Here is a 12,367-nt window from a genome sequence, read left to right as displayed (position 1 = left end):
CAGCTCTGGTTCGACTGGTCGCCACCCGGCAGGTTCCTCTCATTGTAGCGGGCTCGACAGCGAAAAAGGGTGGCCATCGCCACCCTTTTTGTTCACCACCAGGCAAAAGCCGATCAGCGCCTCAGTGCAGGCCCTGAACATAGCTCGACAGCGCCTCGATATCCTTGTTGCTGAGCTTGGCGGCGATGTCGCGCATGATCATGGCGTCGCCGTCGTTGCTGCGCTCGCCTTCACGGAAGGCGGTCAGCTGCTTGGCGATGTAATCGGCGTGCTGGCCACCCAGGTGCGGGTAGCCCGCCGTGGCGATACCGCTGCCATCGGGCGAGTGGCAACCGCTACAGGCCGGCATGCCCTCGGCCAGCTTGCCGCCGCGAAACAGAGCCTGGCCACGCTCGACCAGCGCCGCGTCGGCCGCGCCCACGCTGATCTTCTGGCTGGCGAAGTAGGCGGCGACATCGGCCATGTCCTGCTCGCTCAGCGGCTCGAGCATGCCGGTCATTTCCAGCACCGGACGGGCGCCGGACTTGATGTCCTGCATCTGCTTGAGCAGGTAGCGCTCACCCTGGCCGGCCAGCTTGGGGAAATTGGCCAGTGCGCTGTTGCCATCGACTCCGTGACAGGCCCCGCATACCACGGCCTTGGCCTGTCCCGCGGCCGGATCACCCGCCGCCTGGGCCGCCCCGGCCAGGCCCAGCGCCAGCAGCAGACTCACTATTGTCTTGTTCATCAGCTCATCCAAACGGCTAAGAGAAGTGTTATGAACCGGGGCGTTCCGCCCGCCCTGTCATGCACGGCAGTGCGAAAAGACTCAAGCCGCGCGCGTTTCTGCACGAACCTTGGGGCGGCATGGCCCGGGGATAACGCGCCGCTCGGCACACCCCCTGCCCTGCACCCTAACAGCCTGGTTACCCACTCGGCACCCGCCATGATTGCTCAGCGCCGCAGGCCCGATAATGATCGGCATCAATCCCCCGTGCAGATTCGTCCTGCAGACAGCAAGACAATGAGGAACAGGAAATGCTTGCCGGCGTCGGGAAGATATTGGGCTCTATACAGCGTTCCGGAGCATTACCTGGGCGACAGCTGGCTGGTTGTCGGCCTATTTGTCATCGTATTGGTGGGCGCGCGAGCGGGGCTGTATCGATATCGGAAATCAAAGGGCATTAAGGATACTTGGCCACATGATTGAAGCCTCCATAACGTGACGCCCAGTCGTTAAAGTGAACTCGCATCGACCGAATCTGAGCCACTGTGTAGGCTCTGCCAGGGCCTAGGCTAGAATTGCCCCCCATGAAAAAACCACGTTCCAATTTCCTGACGGTTCTCTCCATCTTCGCCATCGCCGCCGCCGTGATCGGTGGTTTCTGCCTGATCGGTTTGGCCTTGTACCTGTTCTTCACGGGCGCGATCTTTATCGATGGCGTGGCCAGCGCGGCGATCCTGCTGGTGTTCGCCGCGATTGCCTGCAAGGCCCGCATCACCTGGGCGAAGCCAGTGGCGGCGGCGGTATTGATTGCCATCACCGCCTATGTAGGGATGTTCCTCGATGCCCGTGGAAACCCGGCCTACAACAAGCCGCTGGAGTGGTTGTTCGCCCCGGCTGGCGCGCAGTTGCAGACCCGGGAGATCGTTACCCACGGTGGTGGCAGCACCGGGGTGAATTACGATTTCCACTTCGTCGATGCCAGCGGCCAGCGGGTGGATGAACTGAGCAGTTGGGTGGTGGTGCCCTTTCGGTTCCTGGAGTACCTGCTGATCCTGTCGGCCTTCATGTGGCCGCTCACCTGGCTGCTCGGCCGCTTCGGCCGTTCGCAATGGCTGCCGCCGCCGTCGCGCTGAAGCCCGGACACCGACGTGAAACCCACCTCTACAATCCAGCCCTTGCAGGCTGATCAGGAACCTTCATGGTCAACCCCTACGCGATCAATCCGGCCGAGCCGGTCTCTTCCCATGAAGCTCGCCAGCCGTCGCCACTGCCCATGCGCCTGCTGTTCACGGCGCTGGCATGTTGCACGGCGAGCCTGGTGATCCACTGGGTCATCATGTGGCTGACCCTGGAACCGGAGCATTTCCAGGCTTACCTGAACAACCTGTGGCAGCTGGGTGCCTATTGGCTCAGCGCCCTGGCGGTCGACGGCTGCAGTGCGCTGCTGCTCGCCCGCTACTACCTGCAGCGATACGCGCTGGTGGATGTCAGCCGCCCGGCGCGGCTTGTCGCCCTGTTCGTGGGCCTCTACCTGGTGGCCATTTTCGTGGTCGGCCTGCTCTACAACCTGCTGTGGGCGCAGATAGGGCCCTGGCTGTACGAGAACGCCAGCGGCTTCTCGCCCACCCTGCTCATGCTGCCACTGAACCTGGTGTCCTACATGCTGGCGACCCTGCTGCCGCTGTGGCTGAGCCTGCACCTGATGCGCCGCACGGGCCAGTTCCAGAGCGGCCTCACCCGGACAAGCCGTGGTGAAACCGCGCTGGCCTTCGGCCTGCTGTTCATCGTGTTCTACACCAAGCTGCTGACGCTGCTGCCCTCCACCGCCATCAGCCCCTACGGCATGGAGTGGATGCTGGGGCTCAGCAGTGCTGTCGGGGTGGTGTACGGCCTGGTGGCGCTGATCGCCGCCCACCGCTCCCTGCCGGCGCAGTTGCCACGGCTGGCCATCGGCCGTCTGCTGGTGAGCGTCCTGGCGTGCATGGCGATCTGGCTGCTGGTGGCCGGCGTGCTGGGTTTCGTGTTGCTGGTGGCCCTGTATGCCGGCTCGGAATTTCTGGTACTGGTGCTGATGGTGCTGTTCGGCGTCCTGCTGCTGGCGCTGCTATGGCCGCTGACCCACCTGAGCCTGCGCTGGCTCTACCGGCCGCTCGCGGCCTGAGTTGCCGCGGCGCCTCGGGGTGCGGGACAATCCGCGCCGATTCAGGCCAGCGGATACCCCACCATGCAGCAGCGCACCGTTCTCTTCGACCTCGACGGCACCCTTACCGACCCCCGTGAGGGCATCACCCGCTCGGTGCAATACGCGCTGTCGAAACTGGATATCCACGAGCCCGACCTGGTGGCCCTGGAGCATTTCATCGGCCCGCCGCTGCTGCAGTGCTTCATGCACACCTACAGCCTCAGCGAGGCGCGCGCCTGGGAGGCGGTGAATCACTACCGTGACCGCTTCCGCGAGGTCGGGCTGTACGAGAACCAGGTATTCGACGGCGTGATCGAGTTGCTGCAATTGCTGCAGGATCAGGGCCGCACCCTGTACATCGCCACCAGCAAACCCACGGTGTTCGCCAGCGAGATCGCCCGGCACTTCGATTTCGCCCGTTACTTCAAGGCCATCTACGGCAGCGAACTGGGCGGCACGCGCACCAACAAGGTGGAGCTGATCGCCCACCTGCTCGAACAGGAAGGCCTCGACCCGGCCGATACGCTGATGATCGGCGATCGCAAGCATGACCTGATCGGCGCCCATAGCAACGGCGTGCGGGCGGTGGCGGTCGGTTACGGGTTCGGTAGCCTGGAAGAGCTGAGCAGCGAGCGCCCGGCTCACCATGTGCAGACCCTGGCGCAGCTGCGCCAGGCCTTCGCCGGCTGAAGGGGTGGCGGCGCAGGCCGCTACATCATCCGCGAGCCGGTCAGGTCGTTGCGCTGATAGATCACCTTGCGGCTGCCGCCGTCGCAGGTGCCGATCACCATGGCGTCGTCCTCGACCTCTTCGTTTGGCACGATTTCCAGGGTATAGCTGGCCACGCCCGCGGCCTGGATCTTCACTTCGATTTCCTGCTTGAGCTCCTCGCACGACTTGGGCGCCGCCCAGGCGCTGCCGCTCGTCACGCCCAGCACCAGCATCACTGCCGTCCATCCTCTCATCACGACCTTCCTCTGCGTCTAGTTGGTTCTGACCCTACTCTCGGACAGCGTCCAGCGCCTGCAGTTGTATAAGCCGTTGCGTTGGCGGCAACGACCCCAGGTCGGCGACCCGTCGGTAGAAGGTCGGCCAGTCGCCGTTCACCTCGGCGAACAGCCTGGCGAACGCCGCGACCCACTGGTCGTACAGCCCGAACGGCAGCAGCTTGGCGTTGTTCATGGGGCCGTTGATCCAGCCGTCGTAGTAGCCCACACCGTTCCACTGGCGAGTGCGCAGTTGCCGATACTCGGCGCGCAGGCGCTCGAATTCCGCCTGTTTGCCGGCACGCATGGCGTCGGCTTCCAGGCCGCTGGCGTAGAGTTTCTCCAGCCGTGCGCGGCTGGCCAGTACCAGCTCGCTGAACTGCTCGCGCGGCTGCACGTCGAGCGTCTTGGCGGCCGGCAGGCCACGTGCGGCGCGCCATTGCCGCAGCCCCTCCTGCTCGACGAAGGTGGCATAGGACTCGTTGAACGCCGTATCGCCGGCCAGGTAATACCGTTGGTGCGCCAGCTCATGGAAGATCACGGCGACCAATCGCTCGTCGCTCCAGCGCAGCATGGTGTTGAGGATCGGGTCATCGAACCAGCCCAGGGTCGAATAGGCTTCCACGCCGCCCAGGTAGGTGTCCAGGCCCTGCGCCTCGAGCAAGGCCGCCGCACCCCGCGCACGGTTTTGCTCATAGAACCCGCGGTAGGCCACGCAGCCGGCAATCGGAAAACAGTGCAGTTGCGGCTGCAACGAAAACTCGGGCGTTGCAAACAGATTCCATACCACGAACGGCCGCTGCAGATCGGCATACAGCCGGTAGCTGCGGTTATCCGGCAGGGCCAGATGCGCACTGGCGAACCGGCGGGCCTGCTGGGATAGAACCAGGCGCTGACGCACCTGTGCATCGGTCGCCGGGTCATCGATCACGGCCTGCACCGGTTGCCGGGCATTGAGCAGTTGCAGTTGCCCGCGCGCCAGTTGCCCGTAGTAATCGACCGTGCTGCAGCCGGTCAGCAGCAGCGCCAGCAGGGGAACCGCAGCGCGGCGCGGCAGGTCGACAAGAAGAGAGGTGCACTGCTCGAGCATGGCCGTCGTCATGTAAGGGTAGGCGCCTCATCCTACCGCGAAGTCGCGCCTGCTTTGCGCGATACTGCTGCATCTGCACAATCGCCTACCGGAGACACTTCGATGCGCCAGCCCCTACTGCTTGCCAGCCTGTTGCTCCTCGGTGCCTGCGCGTCGCCGCTGCCACCCGCCGACCCGAACATGGCCTGGATCGACCTCAAGGGCGAAGGCATCGACCTGCTGATGGCCGAGCGCCTGGACCGCGAGCGGGTCAATGACGGTCGCTACTTTCAGGTGACCCCTGGGGCCCATGAGCTGGAAATGCGCTATCGCTTCGAAGTGGCCGGCGGCGGTGGCGCCTCGATGATGTCCGAGCCCCAGCAACTGACCTGTGACATCCGCATTCGCTATGACGACTTCAAGGCCGGCCAGCGCTATCGCGTCGAAGCCCGCTCGGTGGTGATGCGCGGTCAGGCGGTGCTCTACGATGCCGAGCGCAACGTGTTGGCCCAGGGCAAGAATCTGCGCTGCGGCAGTTTCTGAGTGATGTGGAACAGCCGCTGAGCCACGCGGGGCGGCTCAGCGGCTGGAATAAGGGAGGCCGATCAGGCTTCCAGCACCACTTCCAGGGTGATTTCGGCGTTCAGCACCTTGGATACCGGGCAACCGGTCTTGGCGGTTTCCACCGCTTTTTCGAAAGCGGCGCGATCAGCACCCGGAATCCTCGCCTTGAGCGACAGGTGCACGGCAGTGATGGCGAAGCCGCCGTCCTGCTTGTCCAGGGTCACTTCGGCCTTGGTATCGATGCTGTCGGCAGTCATGCCTGCTTCGCCAAGCTCCTTGGACAGCGCCATGGAGAAACAGCCGGCATGGGCCGCACCGATCAGCTCTTCCGGGTTGGTGCCGGGCTTGTCTTCGAAGCGGGTATTGAAGCCGTAGGGCTGCTCGGAAAGCACCCCGCTCTGGGTGGAAATGGTGCCCTTGCCGTCTTTGATGCCGCCCTGCCAGTGGGCCGATGCTGTCTTCTTCATCTCGCTGCTCCTGTTGATGAGGGGTACAGAATTCAGAGAGACAGCGGCCAGGCAAGTTCGAGTTTTTTGGTCCTGTGCCGCCTCGATCAACGCAGGCTGGCGAGGATGTCGAAGGCGTGCAGGCGGTCGGCGAAATCATAGTGGTCGCAGGTGAAGATCAGCTCGTCGGCCTCGGTCTGCTCCAGCAACACCTCCAGCCGCGCGCGAATCTTCTGCGGCCCGCCGATCACCGCCATGCCCAGGAAGCTGCCTACGGCATCGCGCTCGTGGGGCAGCCACAGGCCTTCCATCGACTCCACCGGCGGGCGCTGCACCAGGCTCTGGCCGCGAATCAGCGAGAGAATGCGCTGGTAGGCAGAGGTGGCCAGGTATTGCGCCTGCTCGTCGGTATCGGCGGCCAGCAACGGTACACCGAGCATCACGTAGGGCTTGTCGAGCACCTCGGAGGGCTGGAAGGCGTTGCGGTAAACCCGAATCGCCTCGTGCACGTAACGCGGCGCGAAGTGCGAGGCAAAGGCATAGGGCAAACCGCGCTCACCAGCCAACTGGGCGCTGAACAGGCTGGAGCCGAGCAGCCAGATCGGCACGCTGGTGCCGGTGCCGGGCACGGCGATGACCCGTTGATCGGGTGTGCGCGGGCCGAGGTAACGCTGCAGCTCGGCGACATCCTGGGGAAAGTCGTCAGCGCTGCCGGAGCGCTCGCGGCGCAACGCATGGGCGGTGAATTGATCCGCCCCGGGCGCGCGCCCCAGACCCAGCTCGATACGGCCCGGATACAGGGTCGCCAGGGTGCCGAACTGCTCGGCGACCACCAGTGGCGCGTGGTTGGGCAGCATCACCCCGCCCGACCCCAGGCGAATGCGCGAGGTGCCGGCCGCCAGGTAGCCGAGCAGCACGGCGGTCGCCGAGCTGGCGATGCCATCCATGTTGTGGTGCTCGGCGACCCAGAAACGGTTGAATTCCAGCGACTCGACATGCTGGGCCAGCGCCAGCGAGTTGTGCAGCGCCTGCTGTGCGCTGCCGGTGTCGCGGATCGGCGCTAGGTCGAGAACGGAGAAAGGAAGTTTCGCGAGTGCGGACATGAGAGAACCCTTGCTGGTGGATAACGCCAGAGCCTTACCCGAGTAAAACAGTAGGTCTTATCCTACGCCTCCCAATCGACTCAGGCCAACTCCATGGCAAATCGCAGGCAGTAAAAAGCCGGCTTCGCAGAAGCTGCGAGCCGGCTTTCGACCATCGTCATCAGTTGCGCTGGTAGACGATTTCCTTGGTGTCGCCACCGCAGGTGCCGACCACTTGGCGATCGGTCACGCTGCCTTTGTCGACGATTTCCAGGGTATAGGACGAAACGCCATTGGCCTGGATCTTCGCATCGATCTCGCCTTTGAGCTCCTCGCAGTCTTTGGCCGCGAAAGCGGAACCGGCGAGCGCCATCAGGCCTGCTGCAAACAACACTTTCTTCATCACAAACGCTCCCTCGTAACAGTGAACAACACCGGGCGCCTGAAAATGGCCCGGCTCGATAAAGCCGCAGATCACCGTTATGGCGAGCGACTGCAGCTAACCTGGCTCGCCACCATCAGCTGTTGGCGATGCGGAACCCGACTTTCAAGGTGACCTGATAGTGAGCCACCGCACCATCGGCGATATGACCACGGGTTTCGGTGATTTCGAACCACTCCAGATGCCGGATGCTCTTGCTGGCCTCGGCCAAGGCATTGTTGATGGCATCTTCGATACTCGAGGTGGACGAGCCAACCAGCTCGACCTTCTTGTAAGTGTGATGATCCGACATATCCGCCTCCAGGGCTGGTAAACACGAATGGGCTGATTGCCCTTAATCAATCAGTCACTGGAGGGCACTGCTAAGTTCAGGTTTTTGAGTGTTCTTGCAGTCCGAGCCACATTACCGCGGGCGATGGCGGTATATGCCACGCACGGACGGTTTTCCATCGTTACCCGTTTGCAAAGATCGGCCGCTACCCTACAATCGCGATCAATTCTTATCTGCATTGGCGCGCCAGGGAGTTCAGGGTGTCGAGCGTTCTGCCGCCGTCATCGCTACACGATGACGTACACAGGCTCTATCACAACCACCATGGCTGGTTGCGCGGCTGGCTGCGTCGTCGCCTGGGCGACCGCGAGCGGGCCGCCGATATCGCCCAGGACACCTTCCTCCGGCTGCTGGTGACACGACGCTTGCCACAGCAGGGTGAAGGTCGCCGCTTTCTGGCTCAGATCGCTCGTAATCTGGTCATCGACCAATGGCGCCGCCAGCGCATCGAACAGGCGTTCCTGGAAAGCCTGGCCGCCCTACCGGAGCCGCAAACCCCGTCGCTGGAGACCCGCGCCATGGTCATCGAAACCCTGCTGCAGATCGATGCCATGCTCGACGAAATGCCAGCCAGGGTACGCGAGGCCTTTGTGCTGTCGCAGTTCGAAGGGCTGACTTACCCGCAGATTGCCGAGCGCCTGAACGTCAGCGTCAGCTCGGTGCAAAAATACATGCTGCGCGCCATCGCCGCCTGCTATCAGGTGTTCTACGCCGAATGAACCGCGCCAGCGAAGCGCCCATTGCCCCCGCCATCGTCGAGCAGGCGAGCCACTGGCTGATGCTGCAGTGGGGCGGCGAGCTGGATGACGAACAGAAACGCCAATTCAGCGAATGGCGTGCCGCCGACCCGGAGCACGGCCGCGCCTGGCAGCGCTTGGAACATCTGCAGAGCACCCTGAACGGCGTACCGAGCGACACGGCCCGCGCCGTGCTGCGCGAGCTGCCCGATGCGCGTCGCCGGCAGGCGCTCAAGCTGCTGGGGGTGCTGTTGGTGGCCGGCGGCAGCGGTTATCTCGCCCACACGCAACTGCCCTGGCGCGAGGCCATGGCTGACCTGCGCAGCGGCACTGGCGAACGCCTGAAGCGCACCCTGGCCGATGGCAGTCGTTTGAGCCTCAACAGCGGCAGCGCGGTGGATATCCTGTTCAGCGCCAGCGAGCGGCGTATCCGCCTGCTGGACGGCGAGCTGCTGCTCGACAGCGCCCATGACCCGGCGCAGCGACCCTTGATCGTGGAAACTGCAGCCGGCGAGATCCAGGCGCTGGGCACGCGTTTTTCCGTCTACCAGCAGCGCGGCGGCAGCCAGGTCGCCCTGTTCGAGGGCGAGTTGGAGCTGCGTCCGCGTCATCTCTCTCCGGCACGCCTGCAGGCCGGGCAGAGCCGCTGGTTCTCGGCTTGGCAGCTGGGCGAGGTAGCCGCGGTCGACAGCAATGCAATCGCCTGGCACGACGGCCGTCTGATTGCCGAACGCATGCCGCTGATTCAGTTCCTCGCCGAGCTGTCACGCCACCGCCCCGGCGTTCTGCGCTGCGACCCGGCCGTCGCCAACCTGGCGCTCACAGGCGTATTCCCCCTGGCCGACACCGACCGCGTGTTGACCGCGCTGCAGCAATCGCTGCCAGTGAAGGTTCATCGCCTGACCCGTTACTGGGTCACGGTCGGCCCTGCCACTTAGCGCTTGCACCGTTACACCGCTGCGCGGGTTGAGGGTGTTCGAACTGGGCACCACAAAAAATTGCACAACGCCTTGTCGGTTCTGCGGCGCCGTTCGGGATACCTCTTGAACTCGACCAAGAAGCATTCTCAAGAGGATCATCCAGAATGCCGCATCTGCCCACCTTGACCCGCTCCCCCTTGCACCTCGCGGTTCGCCACGCGCTGTTCACCGGCCTGCTCATCAGCGGCCCACTGCTGCTCACCGTCCCGGCAAGCGCCGCGTTCGCCAGCGAGCAGGCCCGCCACTACGCCATTGCTGCCGGCAACCTGGACCAGGCGCTGAACCGCTTCGCCAGCGAGGCTGGCATCCTGCTTTCCACCGATGCCCAGCTCACCGCAGGCAAGCGCAGCCCGGGGCTCAATGGTAGCTACTCGGTGGCCGACGGCCTGGCGCAACTGCTCGCAGGCAGTGGCCTGCGTGCTCTCGATACCGGCGGCAACTATGCATTGGAAAGGGTGGTGGACAGCGCGAATGCGCTCGAACTGGGCGCCACCACCATCCAATCCAATGGCCTGGGGGCGACCACCGAGGATACGAACTCGTACACCACCGCGCAGACCAGCACCGCCACCAAGATGAACCTGTCGATCCGCGAAACGCCGCAGACCATCACCGTGGTGACGCGTCAGCGCATGGACGATCAGCATCTGGCGAGCATGACCGATGTGCTGAAAAGTACGCCCGGCATCACCATGACCCAGGACGGCGGCGAGCGCTACAACATCTATGCCCGTGGCAGCGCCATCAACACCTACCAGTTCGACGGCGTCACCACGATCCAGGAAAACGAAACCCGCAGCATGCCCAACACCCTGTTGGACATGGCGCTGTACGACCACATCGAGATCGTGCGCGGCGCCACCGGTTTGATGACCGGCGCCGGCGACCCCAGCGGCGTGGTCAACCTGATTCGCAAGAAACCCACCGCCGAGTTCAAGTCGTACATCCAGGGCAGCGCCGGAACCTGGGACAACTACCGCGGCGAAGCCGACGTGTCCGGCCCGCTGAACGCAGAGAAAACCGTACGCGGTCGGCTGGTGGCCGCCAAGCAGGATAGCGACACCTACATGGACTGGTACACCCAGGACCGGGAAATTCTCTACGGCGTGATCGAAGGCGACCTGACCGACAGCACGCTGCTGCGTTTGGGGGTCGACAACCAGAAATACAAGGCGACCGGCTCGCCCGGCGTGCCGCTGCTGTACACCAATGGCCAGCCCACCGATTTTTCCAGAAGCCGCAGCTCGGGCGCGCGCTGGGGGTACGAGAAATTCGACACCACCAACTACACCGCGACCCTGGAACAGGCCCTGGCCAACGACTGGGATCTGCGCGTGGTGGCCAACCACATGAAGATCAAGCGCGACGTGGCCAACACCACCTACGACAGCCAGACCAGCAACACCTTCATCGACCAGGCCACCGGCAATGCCTCGGCCGGACGTGCCGACGTCGCGGTCAAGCAGGTGCAGCGTGGGCTGGACATCAACGTGAAAGGCCCGTTCGAGCTGCTGGGGCGCACCCATGACCTGGCGGTCGGCTACAACTACGCCGACTACCACAACGGTCACCAGGCCTTCTCGGGCGATATCGATTCGTTCAACTACTACACCTGGGACAACCAGATCGCCGAGGCGCCCATCACCGGCGCGATGGACTTCGATATCAAGATTCGCCAGCAGGGTTACTTCGTCGCCAGCCGCTTCAACTTCACCGATCAATGGCACCTGATCCTAGGCGCGCGGGTGTCGGACTATCACTACGACTACTACATCCACTCCTACGACCTGGACGGGCCGTTCGATTACCTGCGCACCGACCAGCGCACCGAAACCGATGTGCTCACGCCCTACGCCGGCTTGATCTACGACCTCACCCCCGAGCAATCGGTGTACCTCAGCTACACCGACATCTTCAAGCCGCAGTCGGCGATCGATCGCAACGGCACGGGGCTCGACCCCGAGGTCGGCAAGAACTACGAGCTGGGCTGGAAGGGCGAATTCTTCGGCGGCCGTTTGAATGCCAATACGGCGGTGTACTGGGTCAAGCGCGACAACGTGGCGGTGGCCGACGGCACCGTGGGCAACACCGAGGTTGCGGCGTACCGCGCCGAGCAGGGCGCCGAGACCAAGGGCATCGACCTGGAGGTAGCAGGCGAAATAACGCCAGGCTGGAACGTGCAGACCGGCTATAGCCACACCCGCACCGAGAACGCCGAAGGCACGCGCATTACCACGCAATTGCCGATGGACACGTTCCGCTTCTGGACCACCTACCGGCTACCGGGTGAGTGGGAAAGGTTGACGGTCGGCGGTGGCGTCAACTGGAATTCCAAATCGTCGGTGTTCTTCCCTCGGGTTCGCAACGTGCAGGTCGCCACACGCGTCACTCAGGACGACTACGCCATCACCAGCCTGATGGCCCGCTACCAGATCGACGAGCACCTGGCCGCCACGGTAAATCTGGAGAACGTCTTCGACGAGAAGTACTACTCCGGGATGGCTGGGAGCTATGGCCATTACGGTGCGTCGCGTAACGCCAACCTGACGCTGCGCTACGACTTCTGACCAAGCGTCGAGGCCAACCCTACAGCTCGTTCGAGCCAGACGGCGTGCCTGCGTGGCGCGCCGTTTGCGTTTTCATTCATGGCCGGTCGTATCGGCACGAGGAGAGCACCACGGTCTTCATCGCGCGATGACACCGCTTTGCCGATGACCGCAAGGCTTGCGATGGTGGCAAACGAGCTGCACGGGCCCTGCACCTTCGTCAGCCGGACCAGCCACGGTCTTCCATTCATTGCGGGCGGCGGCAGTTACGAATGCGCGCCACGACCAGAGAACCC

The 12,367-nt window shown here is 63.8% G+C and carries 14 protein-coding genes; 7 read left to right on the top strand and 7 right to left on the bottom strand.

Translation table 11 applies throughout. The features are described from left to right. Positions 1-121: 121 nt before the first annotated feature. Positions 122-727: a c-type cytochrome gene (locus tag K8U54_RS11240; protein WP_249910193.1), complete on the bottom strand. Its 606-nt coding sequence runs from the start codon at positions 725-727 to the stop codon at positions 122-124. A 563-nt stretch (positions 728-1,290) separates the two neighbouring features. On the opposite strand from K8U54_RS11240, the gene K8U54_RS11235 reads away from it, so the two are divergent. The 3 genes from K8U54_RS11235 to K8U54_RS11225 all read left to right on the top strand — a co-directional run bounded on the left by K8U54_RS11235 (position 1,291) and on the right by K8U54_RS11225 (position 3,578). Next, the gene (locus K8U54_RS11235) at positions 1,291-1,839 is read left to right on the top strand and encodes a hypothetical protein (RefSeq protein ID WP_249910192.1); all 549 of its coding nucleotides are present in this window, start codon (positions 1,291-1,293) and stop codon (positions 1,837-1,839) included. Between the two features lie 65 nt (positions 1,840-1,904). After that, positions 1,905-2,867 carry a hypothetical protein gene (locus K8U54_RS11230; RefSeq protein WP_249910191.1) on the top strand — a complete coding sequence of 321 codons (963 nt, stop codon included), beginning with the start codon at positions 1,905-1,907 and terminating at the stop codon, positions 2,865-2,867. Positions 2,868-2,930: 63 nt separating this feature from the next. Next, positions 2,931-3,578 carry an HAD family hydrolase gene (locus tag K8U54_RS11225; protein ID WP_249910190.1) on the top strand — a complete coding sequence of 216 codons (648 nt, stop codon included), beginning with the start codon at positions 2,931-2,933 and terminating at the stop codon, positions 3,576-3,578. 20 nt (positions 3,579-3,598) lie between these two features. On the opposite strand, the gene K8U54_RS11220 is transcribed toward K8U54_RS11225, so the two are convergent. After that, positions 3,599-3,853 carry a DUF1161 domain-containing protein gene (locus tag K8U54_RS11220; RefSeq protein ID WP_249910189.1) on the bottom strand — a complete coding sequence of 85 codons (255 nt, stop codon included), beginning with the start codon at positions 3,851-3,853 and terminating at the stop codon, positions 3,599-3,601. A 34-nt stretch (positions 3,854-3,887) separates the two neighbouring features. After that, positions 3,888-4,976, bottom strand: a complete 1,089-nt coding sequence (locus tag K8U54_RS11215) for an aminopeptidase (protein WP_249910188.1) — start codon at positions 4,974-4,976, stop codon at positions 3,888-3,890. Between the two features lie 90 nt (positions 4,977-5,066). On the opposite strand from K8U54_RS11215, the gene K8U54_RS11210 reads away from it, so the two are divergent. Continuing rightward, entirely contained in the window at positions 5,067-5,486 is a 420-nt protein-coding gene (locus tag K8U54_RS11210) for a hypothetical protein (protein WP_070885797.1), read from the top strand. A gap of 62 nt (positions 5,487-5,548) precedes the next feature. On the opposite strand, the gene K8U54_RS11205 is transcribed toward K8U54_RS11210, so the two are convergent. From K8U54_RS11205 to K8U54_RS11190, 4 genes are all read right to left on the bottom strand, one after another. Next, on the bottom strand, positions 5,549-5,974 hold the full coding sequence (locus K8U54_RS11205; RefSeq protein WP_249910187.1) for an OsmC family protein: 426 nt from the start codon (positions 5,972-5,974) through the stop codon (positions 5,549-5,551). Between the two features lie 86 nt (positions 5,975-6,060). Next, a complete protein-coding gene (locus tag K8U54_RS11200) occupies positions 6,061-7,056 on the bottom strand; it encodes an LLM class flavin-dependent oxidoreductase (RefSeq protein WP_249910186.1) in 996 nt (331 codons plus the stop codon). Positions 7,057-7,216: 160 nt separating this feature from the next. Then, positions 7,217-7,438 carry a DUF1161 domain-containing protein gene (locus K8U54_RS11195; RefSeq protein WP_249910185.1) on the bottom strand — a complete coding sequence of 74 codons (222 nt, stop codon included), beginning with the start codon at positions 7,436-7,438 and terminating at the stop codon, positions 7,217-7,219. A gap of 115 nt (positions 7,439-7,553) precedes the next feature. Then, complete coding sequence (locus K8U54_RS11190; protein ID WP_013789361.1) at positions 7,554-7,769, bottom strand: dodecin; 216 nt, start codon at positions 7,767-7,769, stop codon at positions 7,554-7,556. Between the two features lie 239 nt (positions 7,770-8,008). On the opposite strand from K8U54_RS11190, the gene K8U54_RS11185 reads away from it, so the two are divergent. From K8U54_RS11185 to K8U54_RS11175, 3 genes are all read left to right on the top strand, one after another. Then, positions 8,009-8,527, top strand: coding sequence for a sigma-70 family RNA polymerase sigma factor (locus K8U54_RS11185; protein WP_249910184.1), 519 nt, complete (start codon positions 8,009-8,011; stop codon positions 8,525-8,527). Beyond that, positions 8,524-9,483, top strand: coding sequence for a FecR domain-containing protein (locus K8U54_RS11180; protein WP_249910183.1), 960 nt, complete (start codon positions 8,524-8,526; stop codon positions 9,481-9,483). Before K8U54_RS11185 ends, K8U54_RS11180 begins: the two co-directional genes overlap by 4 nt. Before the next feature lie 146 nt (positions 9,484-9,629). Further along, positions 9,630-12,092, top strand: a complete 2,463-nt coding sequence (locus K8U54_RS11175; RefSeq protein ID WP_249910182.1) for a TonB-dependent siderophore receptor — start codon at positions 9,630-9,632, stop codon at positions 12,090-12,092. Positions 12,093-12,367 lie beyond the last annotated feature (275 nt).

This window comes from Pseudomonas fulva (genome assembly GCF_023517795.1).
GTDB classification, from domain to species: Bacteria; Pseudomonadota; Gammaproteobacteria; order Pseudomonadales; family Pseudomonadaceae; genus Aquipseudomonas; species Aquipseudomonas fulva_D.
This window is presented reverse-complemented; position numbering and strand designations above follow the sequence as displayed.

Bases quoted from the DNA above. Each gene is read 5' to 3' on its own strand.
- K8U54_RS11240 (WP_249910193.1), bottom strand. From the start codon at position 727: ATGAACAAGACAATAGTGAGTCTGCTGCTGGCGCTGGGCCTGGCCGGG.
- K8U54_RS11235 (WP_249910192.1), top strand. From the start codon at position 1,291: ATGAAAAAACCACGTTCCAATTTCCTGACGGTTCTCTCCATCTTCGCC.
- K8U54_RS11230 (WP_249910191.1), top strand. From the start codon at position 1,905: ATGGTCAACCCCTACGCGATCAATCCGGCCGAGCCGGTCTCTTCCCAT.
- K8U54_RS11225 (WP_249910190.1), top strand. From the start codon at position 2,931: ATGCAGCAGCGCACCGTTCTCTTCGACCTCGACGGCACCCTTACCGAC.
- K8U54_RS11220 (WP_249910189.1), bottom strand. From the start codon at position 3,853: ATGAGAGGATGGACGGCAGTGATGCTGGTGCTGGGCGTGACGAGCGGC.
- K8U54_RS11215 (WP_249910188.1), bottom strand. From the start codon at position 4,976: ATGACGACGGCCATGCTCGAGCAGTGCACCTCTCTTCTTGTCGACCTG.
- K8U54_RS11210 (WP_070885797.1), top strand. From the start codon at position 5,067: ATGCGCCAGCCCCTACTGCTTGCCAGCCTGTTGCTCCTCGGTGCCTGC.
- K8U54_RS11205 (WP_249910187.1), bottom strand. From the start codon at position 5,974: ATGAAGAAGACAGCATCGGCCCACTGGCAGGGCGGCATCAAAGACGGC.
- K8U54_RS11200 (WP_249910186.1), bottom strand. From the start codon at position 7,056: ATGTCCGCACTCGCGAAACTTCCTTTCTCCGTTCTCGACCTAGCGCCG.
- K8U54_RS11195 (WP_249910185.1), bottom strand. From the start codon at position 7,438: ATGAAGAAAGTGTTGTTTGCAGCAGGCCTGATGGCGCTCGCCGGTTCC.
- K8U54_RS11190 (WP_013789361.1), bottom strand. From the start codon at position 7,769: ATGTCGGATCATCACACTTACAAGAAGGTCGAGCTGGTTGGCTCGTCC.
- K8U54_RS11180 (WP_249910183.1), top strand. From the start codon at position 8,524: ATGAACCGCGCCAGCGAAGCGCCCATTGCCCCCGCCATCGTCGAGCAG.
- K8U54_RS11175 (WP_249910182.1), top strand. From the start codon at position 9,630: ATGCCGCATCTGCCCACCTTGACCCGCTCCCCCTTGCACCTCGCGGTT.